The organism is Kitasatospora sp. NPDC059646 (assembly GCF_042734615.1).
GTDB lineage: Bacteria > Actinomycetota > Actinomycetes > Streptomycetales > Streptomycetaceae > Kitasatospora.
Map to the genome: position 1 here is coordinate 1 of NZ_JBHWDS010000034.1, position 23,194 is coordinate 23,194.

The following is a 23,194-nucleotide window of genomic DNA, read 5'->3' on the forward strand; positions in this document are numbered from 1 at the left end:
CCACCGAGCCGATGCCGAAGAACGCGCCGTGGGCGAGCGAGGCCACGATGCGGCCGGCGAGCATCACGCCCATGGTCGGCGCCACGGCGGAGAGGAGGTTTCCGGCCACGAACAGGCCCATGAGGATCATGAGCATCGTCTTGCGGCTGATCCGGGTGCCGAGCGCCGTCATCAGCGGGGCGCCGATGACGACGCCGATCGCGTAGCCGGTGACCAGGAGTCCGGCGGAGGGGATGGACACCCCGTAGTCGCCGGCGATCTCGGGCAGCAGGCCCATGACCACGAACTCGGTCGTACCGATCCCGAAGGCCCCGATGGCCAGGGCCAGGAGTGCGAGAGGCATGGCGTGCTGCCCTCCATACGTTTGCCGTTGCGTCTTACGTGCTCCGACAATAGTTGCACGCGCTGGCTATATGCAAATGCGGGCATTCACTGACCGCCGATGGTGGGCGTTGGCGGCAGACCTGCGGGCGCGGACGGAGTCCGGAACCCGGCGGCCCGGACCCGCCCGCAGGTCGGGCGCTTCAGGCGGCGAAGCCGCCCTCGGGCTGGATGATCTCCAGGTTGGTGCCATCCGGGTCGTTGAAGTAGGCGACCTTGGTGCCGAGCGCCGCCTCCGGCGTCACCTCGCCCCCGATGAACGTGTAGTCGTCGCCGAGGAAGCCGTAGCCGGCCTCCTTCATCCGCCGGTACACCGCGTCGAAGTCGTCCACCCGCAGGCACAGGTGCATCGAGCCGGGACGGTTGGCGGCGCCCCTGGTCGGCTCGCCCGGCGGGTTGCGGAACTCGATGAGATCGACGCCGAGGCTGTTGTCGAGGTTGATCGTGGCGTACCGCAGCTCCGCCGTGGGAAGGCCCTGCGACCTGCCGAACGGCACGCTGTGCATGGTGCCGGAGGCGACGGGCTCGCGCCCGGTGAGCGCCCGGTAGAACGCGATCGAGGCGTCCAGGTCCGACACCGAGATCCCGACGTGGGCCGCCCGGGTGAGGTTCATCGGGGTGCTGGAGACGGTCATGACGATTCCCTTCGTTCCGAGCCCCGCGCGGCGGCGGTCGCCGCACGGGTGCGGGGCGGACTCCTGAGGAGCCAGCTGGAACCGATCCTCCGGGCGGCGGCACGTCGCGCATCCGGGCGACACGGAACAAAATATTTGCACGAGCGGGATACGCGCGTTGGCCGATATTGTCCGCGAGGGCTTATCCTGGAATGCAAGCACCTGGAAGGAGATCCGCGACCATGACCGCCACGGACCCCGCGCTGACCGCCCTCGCCAACGGCTGGGCCGCCCTCTACCTCTTGGCCGGCCGGATCGAGGCGCACATCGAGCGCACCCTCCAGGCCGAGCACGACCTGAGCGTGCGCGAGTACTCGCTGCTCGACGTGCTCAGCCGCCAGCACTCCGGCGAGGGCGGCCACCTGCAGATGAAGCAGGTCGCCGACGCGGTCGTGCTGAGCCAGAGCGCCACCACCCGCCTCGTCACCCGGCTGGAGGACCGCGGCCTGCTCTCGCGCTACCTCTGCGCCACCGACCGCCGCGGCATCTACACCGACGTGACCGGGCCCGGCCTGGAGCTGCTGGAAGCAGCCCGGCCGACCAACGAGGCCGCCCTCCGGGAGGCGCTGGACGAGGCCGCCAAGAACCCCGAGCTGGCCCCGCTGGTCGCCACCGTCGAGGAGATGAACCTGTCGCGCCGGCTCCCCGAGCCCGCCCCCGCGCACTGACCCGGCCCCGCCGACCGTCCCTGCCGCGTCAGCTCCTCGCGGCCGGGACGGAGCCGTCGCCGGTCTCCGGGGCGGTGGTGTCGGGGTCGCCCTGCGGGAGGGTGGTGCGGTCCCCGGCGGCGAGGGCGAGATCGCGGTGGACCTGCCGGGCGATGCGCTGGATGGTGCCGATGCCGTAGGCCTCGGTGGGGTCGTCGTCGGTGAGGACGGCGATCTGGTAGAGCCGGGTGGGGCCGGTGAAGATGCCGAGGCTGTGGACCCGCCAGGCGTGGGTGGCGCGTTGCAGCCAGCCGTTCTTGAGGTGGGCCACGACGTCGGGCGGCGCTCCGAAGGGCGTGCCCCAGCGCTGGTCCGGTTCGACCTCCGCCATGAGCCGGAGGCCGTACGCCTTGTGCTCGGGGGTGAGGACGTCGGGGTTGGTGGTGTAGACGTCCAGCTGTTTCATCTCGTCGCCGGCGGTGGCCCGGGTGAGTCCGAACGACTCGCCGAGGACGGTGTCGTGCATGCCCGCCAGGTCGAGGAAGGCCTGCATGCGGTCGTGGCCGACGTACGTCCACAGCCGGACCGCGGCGTCGTTGTCGGACCGGGTGATCATCGGCCGCAGGTTCTCCTCCTCGAACGGCGTCAGCGGCCGGTTCTCGTCCTGGGCGATCCGCAGCACCGCGCCCATGATGGTGGTCTTGACGATGCTCGCGGAGTCGAAGTGCCTGGTGGGGGCGACGGAGCAGGACAGGTCGGCGCCGGGGTCGCGGACGGCGAGGCCGAGTGTCGACCGACGGCCCGTGAGCGCCGTGGCGATGTCGCGCGCCAGGCGGTCGGCCAGCTGGGGGTGGGTGGCGGAGGAGCAGCGCACCGGGGGGTCGACGGGCGGAACGGAGGCTGCCGGGGCCGGGGTCGGGGCGATCGCGAGGGCGAGGACGGTGACTCCGGCGAGGGCCGCTGCGGGTCCGGTGCGGTGGCGGGTCGTCATGGGTTCACGGGCTCCTGGGTGGCGGGCGTGCTACGACGGGTGCCGGGAGGGGGCGGCGCGACCGGCCTGCGGGTCGGCCGCGTGCGGCGGGATCGGCGGCACGGCCACCGCGTAGGGGTGGCGGAGGTGGTCGCCGACGGTGGTCTGCGGCCCGCCGTTCGCCGGGACCCGGACCACCCGGCTGTGGTTGAAGTCGGCGATGTACACGTTGCCCTGCGCGTCCGCGGCCACTCCGGTGGGGAAGCCGAGTCCTTCGCCGACCGTCGTCTGCGGCCCGCCGTCGTGGGGCAGCTCCACCACCCGGTCGTTGTACGGGTCGGCGACGAACATGTCGCCGGCGCCGTCGAACGCCACCGCGGTGGGGTCGGCGACCTGCACCGCCACGTCGCTCTGCGGGCCGCCGTCGGCGGGGACCTTGACCACCCGGTTGTTGTACGGATCGGCGATGTACACGTTGCCCGCCGCGTCCAGCGCCACCCCGGTCGGGTTGCTCAGCCCGCTGCCGACGGTGGTCGGCGACGTGCCGTCGGCGGGGACCTTCAGGACCCGCCGGTTGTCGGTGTCGGCGATGTAGACGGTCCCGGTGCCGTCGACCGCCACGCCGTAGGGCGAGTTCAGTGTCGCCTCGGGGCACACGACGGTGCGCTGTCCGGTCCCGGCGGACACCTTGAGGACGCGGTTGTGGCGGCTGTCGGCGATGTACACGTCGCCCGCCGCATCGACCGCCACGCCGTTCGGGAGGTCCAGGTGCCGGGCGACCACGTGCTGGCTGCCGCTGCCTGCCCGGCCCACCTTGACGACCTGGTCGTTGTAGGTGTCCGCGATGAACACCGCACCGGCTCCCCCGGATCCCTGCGTTCCCTGCCGGGTGGCCAGGCCGGCGGCGGGGGCCGGTGCCGCCGGAGCGGACCCCGCCAGGAGCCCGGCGGCCGAGACGGCCACCAGCCGGGCCCGCCACGAGGCCCGGCCGTGAACGCGGGGAACGGCGACGCCGGGGTGCGGGGAACTGCGGGGTGCTCGCACGATCAGCCCTTTCGGGGAACGGTTGCGCCACGGGGCCGGAGCCGGAGCGCGATCAGGCCGACTACCTGCCCAGCACCTTAAGCAGCCGCCGCGCCCGGATCGACGACCCGCGCTCCCGGCCCCCGCACGGCCGCTCGGACGGCCGAGGCACCGCCTCACCCCCGCCCTGCGCCTGCCGCGTGAGGCGGCGGCCCGCCGAGAACCCGCGCGGCACCGGCGGGTGCGTTCGCCCTGCGCGCTCCGGGGTCGGTCGGCGCGGCCGGAGCCCGTGCCGACGGCACAGCTCAATACCCGTACCCAGTACCGGAACTGAGGGTGCGTCACTACACTCACCGGCGGTGGGCGGCGCGCCGTCGGGACGGGCCGCCACCTGGAGCGAGGGATCCCCATGACCACAAGCACCGAGCGCCCGGTGGCCGACGTGGAGTCCGCCAACATCGCGCGGATCTACGACTACTACTTGGGCGGCCTCTACAACTTCGAGGTGGACCGGCAGAAGGCGGAGCGGATCCGGTCGATGCTGCCCGGCGTCGACCTGCTCGCGCGCGCCAACCGGGACTGGCTGCGCCGCACGGTGCGGTTCCTGCTGGCGCAGGGCGTGGACCAGTTCGTCGACCTCGGCTCCGGGCTTCCCACCATGGGCAACGTGCACGAGGTGGCGCACGCCCGGAACCCGCAGGCCCGGGTGGTGTACGTGGACCACGAGCCCTCGGCCGTGCTGCACGGCGAGGAGATCCTCGCGGACGAGCCGCTGGCGGCGATGATCGAGGCGGACGGCCGGTTCCCGGAGCAGATCTGGGAGCACCCCCGGGTGCGCGAGCTGATCGACCTGAGCCGGCCGGTCGGCATCCTGATGGGCGGTCTGCTGGTGTTCGTCGACGACAAGGACGACCCGGCCGCCCTGGTGGCGCGCTACCGGGACGCCTGCGCGCCCGGCAGCTACCTCGCCGTCTCGCACCTCTCGGACGACCTGGCGGACCCGGAGACCAAGGCGCAGGTCGGCCGGATGACGGAGGCCTACCTGGTCGGCGTGGGCCAGCAGTTGTACGTCCGCCCCAGGGAGGTGATCGCGTCCTGGTTCGAGGGCATGGAACTCGTCGAACCGGGGCTGACCCTGATGGCCGACTGGCGCCCCACCCCGGGCCACGCGGTGGACGCCCAGACCCCGTCGAAGGCGCTGGGCTACGGCGCGACGGCCCTGATCCGCTGACCCCCCTCGGGCGCCGCCGGGGTCGGCCGGCACTCCCGGCGGCGCCCCGCCGTCGGCCCTCGGCGCGGCACCGGCCGGCCGGCCGGCGGCACTGTCGTAGGCCGTCGGTACGTTCGGGCCATGAGCGTCTCCCTTTACTACTGCGCGAGCCGGTCCGTGCCGCTGACGGCGGCCGAGGCGGCCGCCGTCGAACGCACCGTCAGCTCCCGCGCGTCGTCCTTCCCGTACCGCGACGAGGAAAGCCTCTGCCTGTACGACGGCGGCGGCAGCGAGCCGGACGAGATCCTCGCCGGGTCCACCAAGCTGCCGTTCGTCGCGGACCGGGTGCTGCCGGTGGTCGCCCATCTGCTGGACTCGGTGAGCGAGTTGCGCCGGGCGCTGCCGGGAGCGGAGTGGCGGGTGCACCTGGACGACCTCGACGTCCCGTGGGACGAGGAGGAGGGCTACGCCCTGCCCGGCATGCGCGACGGCGTTTGGTGAACGCCGGTACCGGTGCTAGGTTTCCGGTGGCCGTGCGAGAGAACGAGGAGGTGGTACCCGTGAACGCAGTTTCGACATGGGTGCTCCCCTCCGGGGTCACGGTCGGACGATAGGTCGTCCGGGAGCGCCGTTCATGAGCACTCCCGAAAGGCACGACCATGCAGTTCACTTCTGAGCGGCGCTTCGACGACGGCGTCGTCGAGCGCGAGTTCACCCTCGACGGGATCCCCGGCATCCTCTGGACGCCCGCCTCCGCGTCGGCGTCCGCGCCGGTCCCGCTGATCCTGATCGGCCCTCCGCCGCTCGGGCTGGGCACCGTGTACGCCCGGCTGGCGGGGCGGGCCCGGTACTACGCGGCGGAGTACGGCTTCGCCTCGGCCACCATCGAGCTCCCCGGGAGCGGCGACCGCCCGCGCTGGGCGGAGGCCGACCGGGCCCGCGCCGACCTGCGGCGGGCGGTGGCGGCCGGCGAGCCGGTCGGCGGCGAGCTCGTCGACGCCCTGGTCCTCCCGCTGGTCGAGCGGGCCGTCCCGGAGTGGCGGGCAGCACTCGACGTCCTCCTCGCGCTGCCGGGGATCGGCGGTCCGGTCGGGTACGAGGGCGGCATCATCTCCGTCGGCGTCCGGCTGGCGGCCGTCGAGCCGCGCATCGCGGCCGCGGCTCTCTTCGCGGGGAGCCTGGTGCCCGCCGCGATCTTCGAGGACGCCCGGCGGGTCACCGTCCCGCTGCAGGTCCTGCTGCAGTGGGACGACGAGGCGAACCCCCGGCAGGCGGCCCTGGACCTGTTCGACGCGTTCGGCTCCGCGGAGAAGACCCTGCACGCCAACACGGGCGGCCACACCGGCGTCCCGGCGCACGAACTCGACGCCGGCGCGCGGTTCTTCGCCCGGCACCTGAAGTGACGCCGGGGCGGCACCCCGGCCCCGGACGGTAGACGACTCCGGCTCGGGGCGGTGCCGCCGGGCGCGCCGGGAACTCTCCGCGCGCCCGGCGGCACCGGGCAGGCGTGTCCGCCACGGTCCGCGGCGAACCGCCAGGAGCCCGGACGGGGGTGACGGGGCCTCAGCTCGATGCCTGTCGAGGAGTCGGCCGGGACGACGGGCCCACGGTGCCGGCCCGTCCCGGAACGCTCCCGTGCGGGCGGTCGGCGCGTTGGTCCGCCTGGGCGAAGTGGGCGAACTCCGGCGCATTCACCCGAATCCGCGGCCGGAGTTGTGCAGATACTGCACCACAGCTCCTGGTATCCCTCACATTCGGAGAGTCATGTCTGCCGCTGATGTCGCCCTGGTCCTCGGCACCCGGCCGGAGATCGTCAAACTCGCCGGAGTCGCCCGCCTTCTCGACACCCGGGCGAGGATCGTGTGGACCGGCCAGCACTGGGACGCCAACCTCACCACCTGCTTCTTCGACCGGTACGGCCTGCCCCGCCCGCGCCACCGGCTGGACGGGGTCGGCGGGGAGACCCGCGGCCGGCAGATCGGCCGCATGGTCGCCGCCCTCAGCGACCACTTCGCCGAGCAGCCGCCGACCGCCGTCGTCGTGCAGGGCGACACCAACACCGCCGCCGCCGGGGCGCTCGCCGCGCACTGCGCGGGCGTCCCGGTGGTCCACGTCGAGGCTGGCCTGCGCTCGTTCGACAACGACATGCCCGAAGAGGCGAACCGCCGCCTGATCGCGCCCCTCGCGGACCTGCACTGCGCTCCGACGCCGACGGCGGCCGCGCACCTGCTGCGTGAAGGCATCGACGCCGAGCGCGTCCTGATCACCGGCAACACGGTCGTCGAGGCGACGCTCGAGTCCCTTCCCACCGACGTGGAGGCCCGAGCGCTGCTGGCCCGGTACCGGGTGGAGGACGGCGCCTACCTGCTCGCCACCGTCCACCGCCCGGAGAACACCGACGACCCCGCGCGCCTGGCCCGACTCCTCGACCAGCTCGCCGCGGTCGAGCTGCCCGTACTGCTGCCGCTGCACCCGCGGACCCGGGCCGCCGTCGAACGGCACGGCCTGCGCGACGCGGTCGCCCGGCTGCGGCCGATCGACCCGCTCGACCATGCCGCGTTCCTCGGCCTGGCGCGGCACTGCCGTCTGCTGGTCTCCGACTCCGGCGGCGTCCAGGAGGAGTGCACCGTCCTCAAACGTCCGCTCATCGTGGTCCGCAACTCCACCGAGCGGCCCGAGGCCGTCCGGGCCGGCTTCGCCCGCCTGGCCCGGCCCGGGCAGCAACTCGCCTGCGCCCTGCGCGAGATGCTCTCCGACACCGGCGCCGCCGAACGCCTGGCCCGCACCCGGTCCCCGTACGGCGACGGCAGCGCCGGCGCGGCCGTCGTCGCCGCCATCCGCGAACGCTACCTCGGCCCCGACCCGGCCCCCGCTCCCCTGCCCGGCCCCGGCCACACCCGCCCGGCGCTCACCGCCACCGCCCCGGCCTGACCCGCGTCCCCCGTGCGGGGGAGGTGGATGCTGCGCGCGACGGACGCGGCCGGCGCCGGACGACCGGGAGCCTTGGGGGCGTCGGCGATCCGGAGAGGTGGGACACAGTGGCTGATGGCGGCGTTCGCCCGGAGCAGGGGTTGTGGTGGCGGCGGTGGCCCGGGTGGGTACCCGCGGCGGCCGCCTGGTGGGGCGTGCTGTACGCCGTGGTCGAGGCAGGCTGGGCGGTGACGGGCACCGCCGTACCGTGGAAGGAGCACTCGGTGTACCCGCCGGAGGTGCAGCTCTTCCTGGCGGCGCTCGCCGTGGCGGCCGGCGGCGCGTGCCTGGCCGGCACCCGAACTCTCGGGCGGCCGGGCCGGATCGGGGTGGCGGCGGTGCTGGTCCTGGCACTCCCGGTGTTCGTCGTCGGGACGAACGGTCTGCCGATCCACTTCGTGACGCTGGCGACGCTGTCGGGGGTGGAGAGCGTCACCGGCCTGGCCCAGGTGCTGCTGAACACGGCCGGCGCCGCCCTGCTGCTCCTCGCCGGCCTGTCGTACCGCCGGCGGCTGCGCGGCCTCTGCCCGCGGTGCGGGCGGCCGCACGGCGGCCCGGGCGACGGTCCGCTCACCCACCCGCCCGCGTCCCGGGCCTCCCGGCGGACCCGCGTCGCGGCCTACCTGTTCCTGTGCGGACTCCTGCCGTGGGCGGGCGCCAAGACCGTGTGGACGCTGGGCGGCGACGCCCTCGGCGTCTCGGGGCACGCGTGGCAGCGGTCGACCGACGCCGTCGCCTCGGGGCCGGCGAAGGCGACGGCGTCGGCGGGGCTCGACGTGACGGTGCTGGCCGCACTGGTCGGGGTCTTCCTGCTGCTGGGGCTGCTGCACCGCTGGGGGCAGGTGTTCCCCCGCTGGACACTGCTCCTCTCCGGCCGGCGGGTCCCGCGCCTCCTGCCGCTCGTCCCGGCCTGGCTGACCGGAATCCCGTTGGTGATGTACGGGGCCGTCCTCGTCGTCCTGGCGCCGCTCATCGCCGTCGGCGTCCTGCCCCGGGTCGAGCCGTCCCCGCCCTTCACCTCCGCCTCGGGAGTCACCTGGTTCGTCGAGTTCGGCGGCCTGGCCTTCGGCGGCCTGGGCACCGCCCTCCTGATCGCCGCCAGGTCCTACGCCACCCGCACCCGCCCCGTCTGCGCCACGAGCACGCGGCCCGAGCAGCCGGGGCGCGGCGGCAGCCGGCGCCCTGACGGGCCCTCATCGCCGCGGTCCGGCCTCTGACGGGTGCGGGGTGCCTGCGGCGGTGCGCCGTGGAGCCGAGTCGGCCGAACCGGGCACCGACGAAGGCCGGCCTTCCCGTGCCGGCCCCCGCCGCTGGTCGGCCGGGCCGACGGGCGCGGCTGGCGGGCGTCCCTCGCGGCGGAGCTCTCCCGACGGATCGCCTGGTGCCCGATCCGCCGACTTCCGCAGAGCAGCGTCGGACTGATGGACCGTCGGTGGCGTTCGCTACCGTCCGGGGATGGGCTACGACATCCACCTCACCCGGCGCCGGTACTGGTTCGACGAGGACGGGCCGGAGATCGGGTTCGACGAATGGCGCGCCGCCGTGGACGCAGACCCGGAGCTGGTGGTGGCCTTCTACGGGCCGGCGGCGGGCGGCCAGTGGTGGGCGGAGCTCCCCGATCCGGACGCGCCGTACCCGGAGGGGATGGAGTGGCGGGGCGCCCGCGCCTCGGCGAAGCATCCGAGCACGCGGCTGCTGGTGCGGATGTACGCGGTCGCGCAGCGCCTGGGTGCCCGGGTGCAGGGCGACGACGGCGAGTACTACGACGAGCGCGGCGAGCAGGTCGGCTACGAAGCCCACTGATCACGAAGGGGGCCGCACCCGCCGGAGGGACGGGTGCGGCCCTGTCGGGATCAGCTCCGTTCGGCGGCTGCCGCGACGCGGGCGTGGTGCCGGGCCCACCAGTGCGGGTCGGCGGTCGGGAGCCGGTCGGCGGCAGGGCGGTGGCCCGCGGTGCCGTCGATCAGTTCGCGGACGATGTCGGCGTGGCCGGCGTGCCGCTCGGTCTCGGCGATCAGGTGGACCATCACCCGGTGCAGCGTGGGGGTGCCGGCCTGCGGCGGCCACCAAGGGACGTGGCCGACGGCGTCCAGCGGGAGGGCGTCGACGGTGGTGTCGGCGTGCTGCCAGGCCGTCCGGTAGGTGTTCACGATGAAGGCGCGGGACTCCTCGGCGGTGGCCCACTGGTCGGTGTTGGGCGGGAGGCCGTCGGGGCCGAGGTCAGGGCGGAACCAGGGGACGGGCTCCGCGAAGTGCCGGTCGAACACCCAGCCCAGGTAGAGGAGTTCGACGCCGGCCAGGTGTTTGACCAGGCCGAGCAGGTTGGTCCCGGTCGGGGTGAGCGGGCGGCGGACGTCGCGCTCGGGCAGTCCGTCGAGCTTCCACAGGACGGTCTCGCGTGCGTCCTGCAGGTGCCGGCGCAGGTCGGTCTTGAGGTCGGTGCTCGTGGTCACGGTGTCTCCTCGTCTCAGGCGCCGAGCAGGCCGACGGGGTTGCCGTCCGGGTCGTCGAACACGGCGATCCGGCCCCGGCCGGGCACGCTCTGCGGCTCCAGCCGGCGGCGGCCGCCGAGTTCCTCGGCCCTGGCGAGCGCCGCCTCCACGTCCGGGACCGGGAAGTACACGACGATTCCGGTGTACGGGCTGCCCGGGCCGGCCTGGCCGATTCCGCCGGTCGGTTCGCCGCCGTCCGCGCCGACCAGCGCGTACGTCTCGTCGAGCTGCTGGACCGGCCAGCCGAACAGGTCGCGGTAGAAGCGGCGGGCGCGCGGCGCGTCGGGGGTGGAGAGGTCGAACCAGGCGGGGCGGTGCGGGTGTTCGGGGGTGCGGGCGTCGGTGGTCACGGGTGGTTCCTCAGGTGTCGGGAACGGGTGGTCGAGGAAGTGACTCCCGCGGTGGGGCAGAATCGTCGCCCGTGAGCGAGGAATTCTCGGTTTCCGCACCACCCGTCTCCGCACCACCCGTCTCCGCACCGCCCGTCTCCGCACCGTCCGCGCAGGCGTCGACACCGTCCGCGCAGGCGCCGACACCATCCGCGTCCGCCCCGCCCGGGTCCGCCGATCTGGTGGCGGCCCGCGAGGGCGACGACGCCGCGTTCGCCCGTCTGGTGTCGCCGCTGCGCCGGGAGTTGCACGCGCACTGCTACCGGATGCTGGGGTCCGCGCACGACGCCGACGACGCCCTGCAGGAGGCCCTGGTGCGGGCCTGGCGCGGTATCGGGCGGTTCGAGGGCCGCAGTTCGCTGCGTTCCTGGCTGTACACGGTGGCCACCCGCACCTGCCTGGACGCCGTGGAGCGCCGCGGCCGGCGGGCGATGCCGGTCGACCTGGGCCCGGCCAGCGACCACGTGGTGCTCGATGCCGCGCCGTTGACGGAGGTCTCCTGGCTGGGCCCGTACGCCGACGCGGGCCTGCCGGTCGGGCCCGCCGGGCCTGCCGCCCGGTACGAGCAGCGCGAGGCCGTGGAGTTGGCCTTCGTCGCGGCGGTGCAGCACCTGTCGGGCAATCAGCGGGCCGCGCTGCTGTTGTTCGACGTGCTCGGGTTCTCCGCCGACGAGATCGCCGGCATGATGGACACCTCCACCACGTCGGTGAACTCGGCGCTGGCCCGGGCCCGGCGGCAGTTGGCGGCGAAGGCGCCGGACGTGTCCCAGCAGCAGACCCTGCGGACCCTCGGCGACAGCCGCGTCCGGTCCATCGCGGCCTCGTTCGCCACCGCGCTGGAACGCGGCGACGCGGATGCCCTGGTCGCGCTGCTCACCGAGGACGTCACCTGGTCGATGCCGCCGCTGCCCCACTGGTACGCCGGCCTCGACGCCGTCCGGGACTTCGCGGTGGCCGTCCCGCTCACCCGCTGCCCGAGCTGGCGGCACCGCCTCACCACGGCCAACGGCCAGCCCGCGGTGGCCTGCTACGTCGGGGCGGCGCCGGACGCGGTGCACGAGGCGTGGTCCCTCACCGTCCTGACGCTCCGTCAGGACGCGGTGTCGGAGATCGTCTCGTTCCTGGGGCCGGAGCACGTGGTACGCCTCGGACTGCCGGGGGCGGTCTGACGGCCTGCCCCGGCTCCTCCGGTCGGCCCGTCTTGGCGGCCCCCGGGATGACGTTCGTTCCGCGGAACTTCCGGTGCCGGCCGATGTCCTGGAACCCGAGGCGGCGCAGCGCGGCGGCGACGGCCTGCGGCGGGCTTTCCGGGGCAGCTCGGCGGGCACGTTTCGAGGATCAGCGGTCGGCCGCCGGGTTTGCGGGCGCGGTGCTGTTCGCGGAGCACGGCGTCCAGGTGCTCGACGTTCCTGAGCAGCTGGCCCTCGGTGCTGCCGTCGAAGGTCTCGTCCTCGAACGGCGGGCGGGCCGCGTCCGCCCGCTGCCGGTGCACGGGGTCCGCGCCGGGTCTCGCCCGGGCGCGGCGCAGCATCTCCTCGGAGAAGCCGGCGCCGGTGACCGTGGCGGCGCGGTGTCTGCGGGCGGTCTCCAGGGCGGTTCCCGTCCGGTGGCCGGGTCCGGGCCGTGTCCGCCCGTCGGGGAGGTGGCCGCGGGCGGCCACCTCCCGGCGCCGGGTGCGGTGTTGGCCGAGCGTCACGACCGCGTTCCTCCGGTCGTCGTGCCCGGCGATCCGTCGGAAGATCCGGTGCACGTCGGCGCTCCGGCCGCCGCGCGGCCGTTCGCCGGTCACCTGTTCACCGTGCTCCGGGGCGGGCGGTCGATCGGGCATCAGCGCGTCGCCGTGCCGACGTCGCGCCAGGCCCTTTCCCACTGGCGGGTCAGCGCGGGGTGGACGATCAGGTGGCGGAAGGGGGCGATGGCGGCCATGTAGAGGCGCCCGAACCGGCCGTTGGCCTTGACCAGGACGGTCATCTGCAGCTGGTGGCCGCCGCCGGGCGCCTCGGCCCAGCCGAGGTGCATGAGGGTGTGCACCGTCCGGTTGGCGAGTTCGCGCACGGCTTCCCGGGGCAGTTCGTAGACCGCTTTGAGGGGCATCGCCTCGCTGTCGAGGCCGCGCGGGGCTTCGCGCAGGTCTGCGGGCAGGCGGTCGCGGAGCGAGGCGACCCGGGCGCCGACGCTCTCGGCGGGGTCGTCCCGGCCGAGGAGCGCGCCGAGCTTCCAGCGGACGGCGAACAGCAGCCTGGCCGGGGCGGGTTGGGTGCGGAGGCCGCCCGCCTCGCGCAGGGCGGCGAGCATGGCGGGGAAGTCGTCGGGCCCGGCTCCGGGGGTGCGGAAGGACCAGACGTCCTCGACCGCGAAGTCCCCGGCGATCTCGTGGATGCGCCAGGGGCGGCCGGTGAACGCGGACTCGGCCGTGCGTGCCATGGTTCCACCCGTCGTCGGTAGGGTTCGGTTCGGTCAGCGAGCGTGTCGGTCAGGGCCGGTTCGAGGAGTCGGCGCCCCGGTCAGGAAGCCGGGCCGGCTCCGCCCGCGGTGACGAAGCCGCTCTCGTAGGCGGCGATGACGGCCTGGGTGCGGTCGCGCACCCCGAGCTTGCCGAGGATCCGGCCGACGTGCGTCTTGACCGTCTCCGCTCCGACCCGCATCCGGTCGGCGATCTCCGCGTTCGCCAGTCCGGCGGCCATCAGGCGCAGGACCTCGCGCTCCCGCTCCGAGAGCCGGTCGATCCGGGAGCGGTCGGGGGCGACGGGGGCGTGCCGGAGGGCGAGGTCGCGGACGGCGGCGGGGAAGAGCAGCGAGTCGCCGCAGGCGACCAGGCGCACCGCCCGGACCAGGTCGTCGGCGGTGGCGCGTTTGAGGAGGAAGCCCTGGGCGCCGGCCCGCAGCGCCTCGTAGACGTAGGCGTCGTTCTCGAAGGTGGTGACGACCAGGATGCGCGGCGGGTCGGGCAGGGTGCGGACCAGGTGCGCGGTCGCGTCGATGCCGGACAGCCGGGGCATCCGCACGTCCATCATCACCACGTCGGGGCGCAGTTCCGCCGCCAGGGCGGTCGCTTCCAGTCCGTCGGCGGCCTCGCCGACGACGTCGAGGTCGGGTTCGGCCCCGAGGATCGCGCGGAATCCGGTGCGGATCAGGTGTTCGTCGTCGGCGATCAGCACGCGGGTGGTCGCGGTCATGTCGAACTCCCCAGCGGGAGGCGGGCGGTGAGCCTCCACTGCCCGGTGTCGTCGGGTCCGGCGTCGAGGGTGCCGCGCAGCAGGGCGACCCGTTCGCGCAGGCCGGCCAGGCCGCGGCCGGCGCGGGTGGGCGGTCCGGCGGGCGGGCGCAGCGGGTTTGCCATGGTGATCTCCAAAGTGTCCTGACGGGCGGTCAGGCGGATCTGCACGGGGGCGTCGCCCGCGTGTTTGAGTGCGTTGCCGAGGCCTTCCTGCACGATCCGGTAGGCCTCCCGGGACAGTGTGCCGGGCAGGGTCCGGGCCCGGAGTCCGTGCTCGGCGTAGTCGACGGGGGCGCCGGCGGCGCGGGTGCGGTCGAGCAGGGCGGGCAGGTCGGCGAGGGTGTGGGGCGCGGCCCGGTCGTCCTCGTCGCGCAGCAGGCCGAGGACGTGGTCGAGTTCGGTGACGGCGTCGCGTGCGGTCGCTTCGATGGCGGCCAGTGCGGTGGCCGCGAAGTCGGGGTCGGTGCGCAGCAGTCGGGCGGCGGCCGCGGCCTGGACGCCGACGGCGCTGAGGGCGTGTCCGACGGAGTCGTGGAGTTCGCGGGCGACGCGGTTGCGTTCGGCCATCCGGTCGGCGCGCCGTTGGGCGGCGGCGAGGCGGTCGGCGGGGGTGGGGCCGAGCAGTCGCGGGGCGAGGCGGGCGAGCGATCGGCCGGCGGCGTAGGAGAGGGCGACCGGGAGGGCGAGCGCGGCGAGTCCCAGGAGGGTTGTGGTCCACGGGTGTTCGGCGACCGGCCCGGTCCAGGCCGGGCCGACGGCGTGCGGGTGGCGCAGGGGCATCAGCAGGAGCAGCACTCCGGCGGGCGGCGCGGCCAGCGAGAGGGCGCCGGTGACGCCGCCGAGCAGGGTGTGCAGGGTGAACCAGAGGGAGGTGCGGCGGCGGGCGGACCAGCTGTCGGCGGGCGTGGCGAGGACCTCGCCGGTCGCGCCGCACAGGGTGCGGGCGATGGCTCCTTCGAGGGAGCGGGCGACCGGCAGCAGCCCGGCGGCGGCGACCAGCGGCAGGGCGAGGGCGAAGGCGAGCAGCTGCGTCCCGAGGCCGAAGTCGCCGTCGGCGAGTCCGGCGGTGGCGACCGCGGAGGTGGTGAGCAGCTGAAAGGGCATCAGCAGGGCCGCGCCGAGCAGCAGGTGCAGCCAGCGCAGGCGGGCCCGGCGGTCGACGGGTGCGCGCAGTCCCCGGAGCATGTTCGGCCTCCCTCGCCGGACTGGGTCAGCGGGCCTGGTCGGTGGCGGCGGTCGGGCGCGCGGCGCCGGCAGCCGCGGCCGGCAGTCCCCCCAGGCCGGCGCCGAGCACCAGCAGCCCGGCGACCGTCTCCGCAATGTACACAGCGATCATGAAGGCGGTGCAGGGGTGGTCGGCGGAGCGGGCCAGCGCGCCGAGGTTCCCGATCATGCCGCCCCAGCCGAACGCGGCCGCGCTGCCGACCCAGGCCGCGGCGAACGGCAGCCACGCCCGGGTGCGGGTCCGCCCGGCGGCCAGGACCAGCAGGCCGGCGGCGCCGGCCAGGGTCAGCGCGGCCAGGACTCCCTCGGTGATGCCGTTCTGCCCGGCCAGTTCGGCGGCGCGCTGGGCGGTCAGCCCGAACCCGGCCCCCGACGACCAAGCGAGACGCACCGATCCGACGGTCGCCAGCAGCGCGGCCGCGGCGGCGGTGGCGGCGCGGGCGACCGGCGGCAGCCTGCGGGCCAGCGCGCTCACCGGCGCGCCGAGGACCGGGCCGTGCCGGTCGTGCGCGTGCATCGCGTACGCGGTCAGCAGGACGGCGCCTTCGACGATGAACCCGCCGTAGACGACGGCGTAGACCCATGGGTCGAGGAAGCCGTCCTGGTCGCGGAACGGGTTGGGGGCGCCGAACAGCACCCGGGCCGTGCTGAGCGGCACGGCGAGCATGATGACGGAGAGCAGTCCGGACGCCATCCACATGGGCAGGGCGAGCAGCCAGGGACGCACCCGGGGGCCGCCGGGGCGGGTCAGCAGGTAGGCGACGAGCGCGGCGGTCGCGTCCATCAGGAAGGTCACCAGGTTGACGAGGACCCAGGTGCCGTGGCTGACCCGGTGCCGGTCGACGACGCCGATGTCGACGCCGAGGACCCAGAGCGCCTTGAGGGCGAGGTAGGGCAGGCAGGCCGTCAGCGCGGCGAATCCGAGGCGGCGGCGCAGGCGTTCGCGCCGCGGGTCGGCGGCGGCGCGGGCGGGTTCGAGGAGCGCGGAGGTCATGGGTCGAGCCTGTCCGCCTGCGGCCGCGGAGTCCTCCGCCGGCCCGACGATCCGCCTCCCCCGCACGGGGGATGCGGATCGTCGGTTCCGGTCAGGGCGTGACGAGCGGGACCTTTCAGCAGGACAGCTGCCGAGCCTCCCCGCGCGCGGGCGGGTCAGCGAGGCGGGTCGGTCCGTTCGGGGGGACGCTCCGCGGCCCAGCTGCGGGCCGGGCCGCCCGGTCACCGCCCAGCAGGTGGGCGCCGAGCGGCAGCAGCGTGCACAGCGACCCGACGAGCACCATCAGCGCCGCGGCCACGGCCTTGCCGCCCGGGCCGGCGGCGCTGGTGGCGATGGCGACGGCACCGCCGACGGCGAGCACCAGGTTCTTCGGGTTGGCGGCCGCCAGCACCACCGCGAGCCCCGCCGCCCGGCCCGTTCCGAACCCGTCGACGGCCCTCATCCACCCCGGTGGCTCCGCCTCCTGCCCCGCGCGCGGGCGGCTCCGCCACTGCCTGGCCGCCATCAGCACGAACAGCACCCCGAGGCCGAGCTTCAACCAGTCCGCCCACGTCGGCCTGCCGCCACCGCCGCCCACCGAACTGCCCGCCGCGACCACCACTCCCACGACGACGGCCAGCGCCCCGACCCACCCGGCCGTGAACGCCGCCCCGTTCGCCCGCCCCTTCGGCGTGGCCAGCATCAGGATCACCGCCACCAGCGGCAGCGGACTGATCGCGATCCCCACCGCCGAGGCGAGCATCGCACCGATCGCTTCTCCCATGCCTCACCCCGAGACCCTCGACGCCGGTCCGTTCCTCTTCGACAATCCCACACAGACCGTCACATTCCCCGCACCGAACTGCCGCACGGGTACGGCTCCTGACCCATGGTCAGACGATCTTGGTCGCTGCTATCGTGCCTGCGTCAATTGCCGGTACGGATGTAGGAAAAGGGGATTCATGCGCACGTCACAGCGGACGGCGGCCCTCGCGCTCGGTGCTCTGGGCATGGTCGCGGGCACGGTGACCGCGGCCGCTCCGGCCGAGGCGGCTTCGACGCCGAGCGGGGCCTGCGGCAGCGGCTACTACCTGATCGACCAGCACGCCCTCGGCACGGTGGCGGACGTCTACCTGTTCTACAACGGGTCGAGCAACTGCGCCGTGACCTGGGTGCGCAGCCCGAACGGGACGCGGACGTACGACCTGCGGGTGAACATCGAGCGGCAGAGCGACCTCAGGTCCGCGGCCGACGGCGGCTACTACAACTACTACGCCGGCCCGGTGAAGCTGAGCGCCGCCAACACCTGCATCTCGTGGGGCGGTTCGGCGGAGGGCACCCGCTGGGCGTCCGGCTGGGAGCACTGCGGCTGACCGCCCCGGGGCCGGGAGCACCCGGCCCGAGCCTGCCGGCCCGGGCGACGACGCGCCGGTCGGCGCCCGCACCGGCCGGTCCGTCCGGCCCGCCGCACGGCCGGGCCGCGCCCGACCGTTCACGGACTCGCCGGGGTGCGGATCGCCAGCACGGCCATGTCGTCGTGGCCGTCGCCCGGGTGGTGGTCGGCGAGGGTCCGCACCAGTTCGTCCAACGGCTCGGCGGCGTGCGCGGCGGCCAGCTCCGCGAGCGCGTCGAGTCCCTCGTCGAGGTCGCGGTCGGGCCGTTCGACCAGGCCGTCGGTGAAGAGCAGCACGGTGGCGCCGCCGGGCAGCGGGTGGGTGTGGTCGGGGCGGTCGATCGCGGTGTCGACGCCGATCGGGATGCCGGGTTCGCCGTGCAGGTACCAGGCGCCGCCGTCGGGGCCGACGACCAGCGGCGGCGGGTGCCCGGCGGTGCTCCAGCGGATGGTCCAGTCCCCGCCCGCGGCGGGCTCGATCCGGGCCAGGCAGGCGGTGGTGACCGGCAGGTCGGTGATGGCGTGCACGGTGCGGTCGAGCTGGGTGAGCACCGAACTCGGCGGGCTGCGGCGGTCGTACAGCAGCGCGCGCAGCATGTTGCGGGCCTGGGCCATCGCGGCGGCGGCGTGCAGGTCGTGGCCGACCACGTCGCCGATGACGGCCGCGCAGGCCCGGTCGGGCAGGATCACCGCGTCGTACCAGTCGCCGCCGACGCCGGCCGGCGAGGCGGCGGTGCGGTACGCGGCGGCCCCGGAGAACGGGGACAGGTCCGGCAGCGTGGGCAGCAGCATCCGCTGGAACTGCGCGGCGCTGTCCCGCACGTACCCGAACAGGCGGGCGTTCTCGATCGCGATGCCCGCCGCGCCCGCGAGCGCCCGCACCACCTCCTCGTCGGCCGCGTCGAACGGCCGGCCGTCCTGACGCTCCGACAGGTACAGGTCCCCGTAGATCTCGCCTCGCACGGTGATCGCGACGCCCAGCAGCGTCCGCATCGGCGGATGGCCGGGCGGGAAGCCGACCGACGCCGGGTGCGCGGCGATGTCCGGCACCCGCAGCGGCTCCGGGTACCGGATCAGGTGCCCGAGGACGCCGCGCCCCCGGGGGAAGTCGACGCCCTCCAGCGCGGCCCGCTCCTGCGGCGACAGCCCCGCGGTGATGAACTGCTCCAGCCGGTCGCCGGACGGGGCGAGGATGCCGAGCGCACCGTACCGGGCCCCGGCCAGCTCCATCGCCGTGGTGACGATCCGGTGCAGCACCGCCGGCAGGTCCAGGTCGCCGCCGATCGCCAGCACCGCCGACAGCAGCCCCTGCAACCGCTCCTTCGCCTCCGCGAGCGCACGCAACTGCGCCGCGATGCCACCGGATTCGCCCGCCTCCGGGACGCCCTCCGACCGGCTCGCTCCACCCGCTGCTGCCGCAGGGTCCTGTTCCGGCATCGGCGTCACGTCGCTCATCGGGGTCCACGGTACGCACCGCACCGCCCCTCGAACCCGCCAACACGCGGTCGCCCGACCGGGACCCGCCCTCCGGCCCACCCGGTCGACCCCGGCGAGCAGATCCTCCGGCTCGGGCCCCGGGCCTCCCGCCGGGCAGCCGACGGACGCTCAGGACCGCGGCCGGCACGCCCCCCGGGGCCCGCTCCGGCCGTTCGCCCGGGCCGGTGCGGACCCGCGGTCTCGCCGTGCTCACAACTCCCGGGCGGGACCGACCGGTTGGCGGACGACGGTGCGCAGCTTCTCGGGAGCGGCCCGGCGGGGGTCGCCGAGGTACACCTCGTGGTGCAGGGCGGTCGGCCGGAGGCCGTTGGCGGGGAGGTACTCGTGGTGCAGCCGGTGCAGGGCGGGGCCTTCGTCGTCGTAGGGGCCGATGTGCAGCAGTTGGGCGCTGGGGCCTTCGTGCAGGGTGTGGCGGCGGACCTCGCCGATGGCCGGGAGCTTCTTCTTGGCCAGGGCCGTCCGCCGGGCCTCCTCGACGTCCGCCTCGGTGATCCACGGCGGCAGGCTGATCATCATGGTCCAGTTCCAGCTGTCCTTGGCGCGGCTGGTGAAGGCCTCGGGCCGGTCGGCCCACCAGAGCCCTTCCAGCGGGCCGACCACGAAGTCCCCGCCCTCGGTGCGCTTGGCGGCGAACTTCAGCGTGTACGCGACCGCGTAGAGCGCCTCGACCGCGCGGGCGTGGGCGGGCGCGGTGTTCGGGTTGCCCGTCCCGTCGACGGCGAGGAACTGCTGCGGGGGGACGTCCACGACGGCCCAGTCGGTGTTCTTCGGTGCGTAGAGCTCTTTCAGGTCCTTCTTGACGTCGTACGGCGCCATGCCCGGCTCTCCTCCTTGACGATGGGCCCCGCCCAGCGATGCCCGGTAGCGTTCCAACCATTCCTGTTCCGCGCGGAGTTGGCCGAGGCTGTAGTCGAAGATCGCCTGCACGAACTCCGGTACGGCCGGCCCCGCGGCCTCCGCCCGGCCCACCTCGGCGATCCGCTCGGCGAGCGCCCGCGACCGCCGCTCCAACGCCTCCAGCACCCGCCCGTGGTCGACGGCCGGCTGGTTGGCCAGCCCCACCAGCACCCGCGGAAACACCGGACGCAGTTCCGCGATCGCCTCCTCGGCCCCCGCCGCACAGGCCCGCCGGCCCTCGGCGGTCGCCGCGAACACCTTCCGCCGCTTGTCCCGCCCGGAGGTCGGCCCTTCGGTCTGCTCGATCAGCCCGCGCTCGCGGAGCCTGGTCAGCAGGTAGTAGATCGAGCTGAACCCGATCTCCGTCCACTCCCGCATGCCGCGCTCCTCGATCACGGCATCCAACTCGTACCCGTGCCGGGGCTGCTCCACCAGCAGCCCGAGCAGCGTCAGTTCGGCGGCGGTCAGACCTGAATCCATGCCACTATCCTAGCGCTGGAATAACCCGGCGCGCACGGCCCGGACCGGCCACCGGTGCTCACGCCACGGACGGGCCGCGATCCACCGCCCGCGCGCCCGCCGTCGCGCCCGGACGCGGACTCCGCCACGAACCGACTCGCGCTGTACCCGTCCGGCTACTCCTGGCGGCCGCACAGCGAGCCGGTCCGCTGCTCCCCGTCCTGACGCCTGCTCAGGTGACCGGTCGTCGAGCGGAGCCCTCGGCCGACTGCCGCCGCTCCGGCCCACCGCCGTCAAGGCGGCGGAACCCCTGTTCCGGCCCCGACCGCCGCCGCTCTCGTCCGACGTCCGGGTCCCCCGTCAGCACCACCCGGTCCGCGGCGGGGTCGAAGCCGAGCACCGGGTGCCCGTCGTCGCCCTCGGCGGTCCTGGCGACGGCCCTGCCCGGCCGCCGGCCGACCGCGGCGGGCAGCCCGCACAGGACGTCCACCCCGTCCTGGCCCTGCGGGTGCGCGAAGGTCGGCATCGAAATCGATCCGCTCGGCCGACCGCGGACGGAGGCTCGCCGGCACGCCCGGCACCGGCCGCACCCGCAGATCGCCCGTCTCGGCACCGGCCGGACGGGCCAGCACTTCCGCGGCGGGAGGCAGCCGCCCGGCGACGCCGCCCGCCAGGCACTCCGACGCCCAACCGTTCGACCGGACCAGGTCGAACACCGCCTGCCGGCCCTCCACCGAGGCGCCCGCCACGGACACAGCCGGCAGCGCAAGCGTCACGTCGGGGTCGAAGAGTCTCCTGACGTCGTCCCACAGCAGATCCGGCATCCCGCCGTGCTGCCCGCCGGCCCCTCCCCCAGGCAGCCCGATCTCCCCGGCGAACCGGACTGACGGGTGCCGGGTCGCACGAGGACCGGGCCTGAACGGGAGCCGTTCCGGCGAGCCGGAGAGCCACGCCTCGCGGTCCGTGGACGCGGCGAAGCCCAGGCGCCCCATGTTCCCGAGCGCCTGGGGCGCCGACGTCCGGTCAGGTGTCGCGCGCCGCCGTCACTGCCGGTCGAGGGCGGCCGCGACCCGGTCCAGGACGTGCTGCCAGTGCGCCCGCTGCCGTTCGCGCTCTTCCGCGCTCGACAGGTGCTCCTGGTGGAAGCGGAGCATCGTCCGGGCCCCGTCGGCGGTGGGGGCGAGGGCGACCTGGACCGTGCTGGTGCCGTGGGTGACGCGGATGCGGTCGTGCGGGCGGTAGCCGCGCACCTCGCCCGTCACCCCCGCGGCCGTCCGGTACGGCGCACCGCGTTCCGGGACGAGGACCGCGCCGGGGCCGAGCCAGAGGGCGATCCCTTCGGTGCTGCTGACGAAGTCCCAGACGGCGGGCGCGGGATGGGGCAGCGTGCGGGACACGCCGATCTGCCAGCCTGCGTCCCTGGTGAGTCCGGTGGGCATCGGGGTCATCCTTCCTCGGACTGGCGGGCGCGCAGCGCCCGCACCTTGTGGCGGTTGCCGCAGTGCTCCATGGAGCACCAGCGGCGGCGGCCGGGGCGTGAGGTGTCGACGTAGACGAGGTGGCAGTCCTCGGCGGCGCAGGTGCGGATGCGGTGCGCGAAGGGCCCCGTCAGCAACTCGACGGCGTCCCGCGCCACGGTGGCCACCAGCTGGGAGCCGGTAGGGGTTCCGGCCCACTGCCGCTTGCCGGTCGGGGCGACGGCGGGCGCCAGGTCCGGACGGGCGGCCGCCTCGTTGATGGTCTCCAGGTCACCGGGCGGGTCCGGCTCGCCGCGCGTGTGGGCGATGACCACACGGAACAGTGCGTCGCGCAGCCTCCGGGCGTCCGCCACCTCGGCTTCGGAGATCTCCAGTACAGGCGTCGGCGTCAGCCGCGACCGGTCCGCCCAGGCCGCCAGGTCGGCAGGCCCGTGCAGGACCTCGTACCGGCGGTAGGGGCCGGGGCCGCCGGTGGTCAGCAGTTCCAGGCACAGCGCGCCGGGGTCGAACCGGTAGGCGACGCCGGTGCGCGAGTGCAGCGTCAGCCCTTTGGTTGCCGAGGAGTCCATGTAACCAATATAACTGGTTACATGCCTCTGAGTTGGAAGTTGGTCATCGACAGCACGAACGCGTCCGCCCTCGCGGACTTCTGGGCCGCGGCCCTGGAGTACGAGGTGGAGGACCCCAGCGGCCTCATCGAACAGTTGCTGGCCGCCGGCCACCTCGCCGAGGAGGCGGTCGTCGAACACCGCGGCCGCAAGACCTTCCGCGGCTACGCCGCGGTCCGCCACCCCGACGACCCCTTCGACCCGACCAGCGGCGTCGGCCGCGGGCGGCGCCTGCTGTTTCAGGAGGTGCCCGAGGGCAAGGACGGCAAGAACCGCCTCCACCTCGACATCCACAGCGAACCCGGCGGCCTCGCCGACCTGGTGGCCCGCCTCACCGACCTGGGGGCAACCCCCGTCCGCGAGGTCGACAAGGGCCCCGCCGGCCACTGGTGGATCATGCAGGACCCGGAGGGCAACGAGTTCTGCGCCGCATAGCAGGAGCTGACGACTCAACAGATCGCCATCCTCGCGTCCTCGCAGCCACCGGGCCCGGCCGACAGGGAAGCCGGGCCCGGTACGAGAGGCTCGTTCACGCCTCCGCGTGTCTTCCACGAGCGCCTCGTGGCCGCTCCTCGCCGCCGGCGCCGTCCCGTCCGGGCGCCGGCGGACTCCAGCGCGTTCTTCGCCGTGTTCCGCGACGCCTTGAACCGCGCGGCGAGCCCGCACGGCTCTCCTTCACCGGCACGGCCGCG

At 74.7% G+C, this 23,194-nt stretch carries 27 protein-coding genes; 10 read left to right on the forward strand and 17 right to left on the reverse strand.

Features of this window, described 5'->3' with window-relative positions; translation table 11 throughout:
- On the reverse strand, positions 1–343 hold a 343-nt coding region (locus ACFV1L_RS22975), incomplete at its 3' end, for an MFS transporter (protein WP_380368543.1).
- A 181-nt stretch (positions 344–524) separates the two neighbouring features.
- Positions 525–1,016 carry a VOC family protein gene (locus ACFV1L_RS22980; protein WP_380368544.1) on the reverse strand — a complete coding sequence of 164 codons (492 nt, stop codon included), beginning with the start codon at positions 1,014–1,016 and terminating at the stop codon, positions 525–527.
- A gap of 221 nt (positions 1,017–1,237) precedes the next feature.
- Here ACFV1L_RS22980 and ACFV1L_RS22985 point away from each other — a divergent pair, with 221 nt between their 5' ends.
- Complete coding sequence (locus ACFV1L_RS22985) at positions 1,238–1,723, forward strand: MarR family winged helix-turn-helix transcriptional regulator (protein WP_380368546.1); 486 nt, start codon at positions 1,238–1,240, stop codon at positions 1,721–1,723.
- Positions 1,724–1,751: 28 nt separating this feature from the next.
- Here ACFV1L_RS22985 and ACFV1L_RS22990 read toward each other — a convergent pair whose 3' ends face one another.
- Together ACFV1L_RS22990 and ACFV1L_RS22995 are read right to left on the reverse strand one after the other, a co-directional pair.
- Positions 1,752–2,693 carry a serine hydrolase gene (locus ACFV1L_RS22990; protein WP_380368549.1) on the reverse strand — a complete coding sequence of 314 codons (942 nt, stop codon included), beginning with the start codon at positions 2,691–2,693 and terminating at the stop codon, positions 1,752–1,754.
- A 30-nt stretch (positions 2,694–2,723) separates the two neighbouring features.
- Positions 2,724–3,524 carry an SMP-30/gluconolactonase/LRE family protein gene (locus tag ACFV1L_RS22995; protein WP_380368552.1) on the reverse strand — a complete coding sequence of 267 codons (801 nt, stop codon included), beginning with the start codon at positions 3,522–3,524 and terminating at the stop codon, positions 2,724–2,726.
- 580 nt (positions 3,525–4,104) lie between these two features.
- Between ACFV1L_RS22995 and ACFV1L_RS23000 the strand changes: the two genes are divergently transcribed.
- The 6 genes from ACFV1L_RS23000 (at position 4,105) to ACFV1L_RS23025 (ending at position 9,678) form a co-directional block, all read left to right on the forward strand.
- Complete coding sequence (locus tag ACFV1L_RS23000) at positions 4,105–4,926, forward strand: SAM-dependent methyltransferase (protein WP_380368554.1); 822 nt, start codon at positions 4,105–4,107, stop codon at positions 4,924–4,926.
- Positions 4,927–5,046: 120 nt separating this feature from the next.
- A complete protein-coding gene (locus ACFV1L_RS23005) occupies positions 5,047–5,406 on the forward strand; it encodes a hypothetical protein (protein ID WP_380368556.1) in 360 nt (119 codons plus the stop codon).
- A gap of 158 nt (positions 5,407–5,564) precedes the next feature.
- Positions 5,565–6,308, forward strand: coding sequence for an alpha/beta hydrolase (locus ACFV1L_RS23010; RefSeq protein ID WP_380368558.1), 744 nt, complete (start codon positions 5,565–5,567; stop codon positions 6,306–6,308).
- A 361-nt stretch (positions 6,309–6,669) separates the two neighbouring features.
- Positions 6,670–7,836, forward strand: a complete 1,167-nt coding sequence (wecB, locus tag ACFV1L_RS23015) for a non-hydrolyzing UDP-N-acetylglucosamine 2-epimerase (protein ID WP_380368560.1) — start codon at positions 6,670–6,672, stop codon at positions 7,834–7,836.
- Positions 7,837–7,943: 107 nt separating this feature from the next.
- On the forward strand, positions 7,944–9,092 hold the full coding sequence (locus ACFV1L_RS23020) for a hypothetical protein (RefSeq protein WP_380368562.1): 1,149 nt from the start codon (positions 7,944–7,946) through the stop codon (positions 9,090–9,092).
- Positions 9,093–9,330: 238 nt separating this feature from the next.
- Positions 9,331–9,678 (forward strand): hypothetical protein, encoded by a 348-nt coding sequence (locus ACFV1L_RS23025; RefSeq protein ID WP_380368564.1) that lies wholly within the window; start codon positions 9,331–9,333, stop codon positions 9,676–9,678.
- Positions 9,679–9,728: 50 nt separating this feature from the next.
- On the opposite strand, the gene ACFV1L_RS23030 is transcribed toward ACFV1L_RS23025, so the two are convergent.
- The gene (locus ACFV1L_RS23030; RefSeq protein WP_380368567.1) at positions 9,729–10,328 is read right to left on the reverse strand and encodes a DinB family protein; all 600 of its coding nucleotides are present in this window, start codon (positions 10,326–10,328) and stop codon (positions 9,729–9,731) included.
- A gap of 14 nt (positions 10,329–10,342) precedes the next feature.
- Positions 10,343–10,717 (reverse strand): VOC family protein, encoded by a 375-nt coding sequence (locus tag ACFV1L_RS23035; RefSeq protein WP_380368568.1) that lies wholly within the window; start codon positions 10,715–10,717, stop codon positions 10,343–10,345.
- 71 nt (positions 10,718–10,788) lie between these two features.
- Here ACFV1L_RS23035 and ACFV1L_RS23040 point away from each other — a divergent pair, with 71 nt between their 5' ends.
- On the forward strand, positions 10,789–11,925 hold the full coding sequence (locus ACFV1L_RS23040) for an RNA polymerase subunit sigma-70 (RefSeq protein WP_380368571.1): 1,137 nt from the start codon (positions 10,789–10,791) through the stop codon (positions 11,923–11,925).
- Here ACFV1L_RS23040 and ACFV1L_RS23045 read toward each other — a convergent pair.
- The 6 genes from ACFV1L_RS23045 to ACFV1L_RS23070 form a co-directional block, all read right to left on the reverse strand.
- Positions 11,847–12,584, reverse strand: coding sequence for a class I SAM-dependent methyltransferase (locus ACFV1L_RS23045; protein WP_380368573.1), 738 nt, complete (start codon positions 12,582–12,584; stop codon positions 11,847–11,849). The genes ACFV1L_RS23040 and ACFV1L_RS23045 overlap by 79 nt on opposite strands.
- A complete protein-coding gene (locus ACFV1L_RS23050; RefSeq protein WP_380368576.1) occupies positions 12,584–13,180 on the reverse strand; it encodes a DUF2867 domain-containing protein in 597 nt (198 codons plus the stop codon). Before ACFV1L_RS23050 ends, ACFV1L_RS23045 begins: the two co-directional genes overlap by 1 nt.
- A gap of 80 nt (positions 13,181–13,260) precedes the next feature.
- Complete coding sequence (locus tag ACFV1L_RS23055; RefSeq protein ID WP_380368578.1) at positions 13,261–13,932, reverse strand: response regulator; 672 nt, start codon at positions 13,930–13,932, stop codon at positions 13,261–13,263.
- The gene (locus ACFV1L_RS23060) at positions 13,929–15,158 is read right to left on the reverse strand and encodes a sensor histidine kinase (protein ID WP_380368581.1); all 1,230 of its coding nucleotides are present in this window, start codon (positions 15,156–15,158) and stop codon (positions 13,929–13,931) included. Before ACFV1L_RS23060 ends, ACFV1L_RS23055 begins: the two co-directional genes overlap by 4 nt.
- 25 nt (positions 15,159–15,183) lie before the next feature.
- Entirely contained in the window at positions 15,184–16,191 is a 1,008-nt protein-coding gene (locus tag ACFV1L_RS23065) for a hypothetical protein (RefSeq protein WP_380368583.1), read from the reverse strand.
- Positions 16,192–16,306: 115 nt separating this feature from the next.
- A complete protein-coding gene (locus ACFV1L_RS23070; RefSeq protein ID WP_380368586.1) occupies positions 16,307–16,954 on the reverse strand; it encodes a GAP family protein in 648 nt (215 codons plus the stop codon).
- Positions 16,955–17,132: 178 nt separating this feature from the next.
- Here ACFV1L_RS23070 and ACFV1L_RS23075 point away from each other — a divergent pair, with 178 nt between their 5' ends.
- Entirely contained in the window at positions 17,133–17,543 is a 411-nt protein-coding gene (locus tag ACFV1L_RS23075) for a hypothetical protein (protein ID WP_380368587.1), read from the forward strand.
- 119 nt (positions 17,544–17,662) lie between these two features.
- Here the strand turns inward: ACFV1L_RS23075 and ACFV1L_RS23080 are convergent, their stop codons facing one another.
- The 5 genes from ACFV1L_RS23080 to ACFV1L_RS23100 all read right to left on the reverse strand — a co-directional run bounded on the left by ACFV1L_RS23080 (position 17,663) and on the right by ACFV1L_RS23100 (position 22,463).
- Positions 17,663–19,000, reverse strand: coding sequence for a PP2C family protein-serine/threonine phosphatase (locus ACFV1L_RS23080; RefSeq protein ID WP_380368700.1), 1,338 nt, complete (start codon positions 18,998–19,000; stop codon positions 17,663–17,665).
- Positions 19,001–19,249: 249 nt separating this feature from the next.
- Positions 19,250–20,437, reverse strand: a complete 1,188-nt coding sequence (locus ACFV1L_RS23085) for a GyrI-like domain-containing protein (protein ID WP_380368589.1) — start codon at positions 20,435–20,437, stop codon at positions 19,250–19,252.
- A gap of 211 nt (positions 20,438–20,648) precedes the next feature.
- Entirely contained in the window at positions 20,649–20,942 is a 294-nt protein-coding gene (locus tag ACFV1L_RS23090) for a hypothetical protein (RefSeq protein WP_380368591.1), read from the reverse strand.
- 517 nt (positions 20,943–21,459) lie between these two features.
- The gene (locus tag ACFV1L_RS23095; RefSeq protein WP_380368593.1) at positions 21,460–21,855 is read right to left on the reverse strand and encodes an SRPBCC domain-containing protein; all 396 of its coding nucleotides are present in this window, start codon (positions 21,853–21,855) and stop codon (positions 21,460–21,462) included.
- A gap of 5 nt (positions 21,856–21,860) precedes the next feature.
- Positions 21,861–22,463, reverse strand: a complete 603-nt coding sequence (locus ACFV1L_RS23100; RefSeq protein WP_380368596.1) for a CGNR zinc finger domain-containing protein — start codon at positions 22,461–22,463, stop codon at positions 21,861–21,863.
- Positions 22,464–22,484: 21 nt separating this feature from the next.
- Here ACFV1L_RS23100 and ACFV1L_RS23105 point away from each other — a divergent pair, with 21 nt between their 5' ends.
- The gene (locus tag ACFV1L_RS23105) at positions 22,485–22,937 is read left to right on the forward strand and encodes a VOC family protein (protein ID WP_380368598.1); all 453 of its coding nucleotides are present in this window, start codon (positions 22,485–22,487) and stop codon (positions 22,935–22,937) included.
- Positions 22,938–23,194: the final 257 nt, after the last annotated feature.

Bases quoted from the DNA above. Each gene is read 5' to 3' on its own strand.
- ACFV1L_RS22980 (WP_380368544.1), bottom strand. From the start codon at position 1,016: ATGACCGTCTCCAGCACCCCGATGAACCTCACCCGGGCGGCCCACGTC.
- ACFV1L_RS22985 (WP_380368546.1), top strand. From the start codon at position 1,238: ATGACCGCCACGGACCCCGCGCTGACCGCCCTCGCCAACGGCTGGGCC.
- ACFV1L_RS22990 (WP_380368549.1), bottom strand. From the start codon at position 2,693: ATGACGACCCGCCACCGCACCGGACCCGCAGCGGCCCTCGCCGGAGTC.
- ACFV1L_RS23000 (WP_380368554.1), top strand. From the start codon at position 4,105: ATGACCACAAGCACCGAGCGCCCGGTGGCCGACGTGGAGTCCGCCAAC.
- ACFV1L_RS23005 (WP_380368556.1), top strand. From the start codon at position 5,047: ATGAGCGTCTCCCTTTACTACTGCGCGAGCCGGTCCGTGCCGCTGACG.
- ACFV1L_RS23010 (WP_380368558.1), top strand. From the start codon at position 5,565: ATGCAGTTCACTTCTGAGCGGCGCTTCGACGACGGCGTCGTCGAGCGC.
- wecB (WP_380368560.1), top strand. From the start codon at position 6,670: ATGTCTGCCGCTGATGTCGCCCTGGTCCTCGGCACCCGGCCGGAGATC.
- ACFV1L_RS23025 (WP_380368564.1), top strand. From the start codon at position 9,331: ATGGGCTACGACATCCACCTCACCCGGCGCCGGTACTGGTTCGACGAG.
- ACFV1L_RS23045 (WP_380368573.1), bottom strand. From the start codon at position 12,584: ATGCCCGATCGACCGCCCGCCCCGGAGCACGGTGAACAGGTGACCGGC.
- ACFV1L_RS23050 (WP_380368576.1), bottom strand. From the start codon at position 13,180: ATGGCACGCACGGCCGAGTCCGCGTTCACCGGCCGCCCCTGGCGCATC.
- ACFV1L_RS23055 (WP_380368578.1), bottom strand. From the start codon at position 13,932: ATGACCGCGACCACCCGCGTGCTGATCGCCGACGACGAACACCTGATC.
- ACFV1L_RS23060 (WP_380368581.1), bottom strand. From the start codon at position 15,158: ATGCTCCGGGGACTGCGCGCACCCGTCGACCGCCGGGCCCGCCTGCGC.
- ACFV1L_RS23065 (WP_380368583.1), bottom strand. From the start codon at position 16,191: ATGACCTCCGCGCTCCTCGAACCCGCCCGCGCCGCCGCCGACCCGCGG.
- ACFV1L_RS23070 (WP_380368586.1), bottom strand. From the start codon at position 16,954: ATGGGAGAAGCGATCGGTGCGATGCTCGCCTCGGCGGTGGGGATCGCG.
- ACFV1L_RS23075 (WP_380368587.1), top strand. From the start codon at position 17,133: ATGCGCACGTCACAGCGGACGGCGGCCCTCGCGCTCGGTGCTCTGGGC.
- ACFV1L_RS23080 (WP_380368700.1), bottom strand. From the start codon at position 19,000: ATGCCGGAACAGGACCCTGCGGCAGCAGCGGGTGGAGCGAGCCGGTCG.
- ACFV1L_RS23085 (WP_380368589.1), bottom strand. From the start codon at position 20,437: ATGGATTCAGGTCTGACCGCCGCCGAACTGACGCTGCTCGGGCTGCTG.
- ACFV1L_RS23090 (WP_380368591.1), bottom strand. From the start codon at position 20,942: ATGCCGACCTTCGCGCACCCGCAGGGCCAGGACGGGGTGGACGTCCTG.
- ACFV1L_RS23095 (WP_380368593.1), bottom strand. From the start codon at position 21,855: ATGCCCACCGGACTCACCAGGGACGCAGGCTGGCAGATCGGCGTGTCC.
- ACFV1L_RS23100 (WP_380368596.1), bottom strand. From the start codon at position 22,463: ATGGACTCCTCGGCAACCAAAGGGCTGACGCTGCACTCGCGCACCGGC.
- ACFV1L_RS23105 (WP_380368598.1), top strand. From the start codon at position 22,485: ATGCCTCTGAGTTGGAAGTTGGTCATCGACAGCACGAACGCGTCCGCC.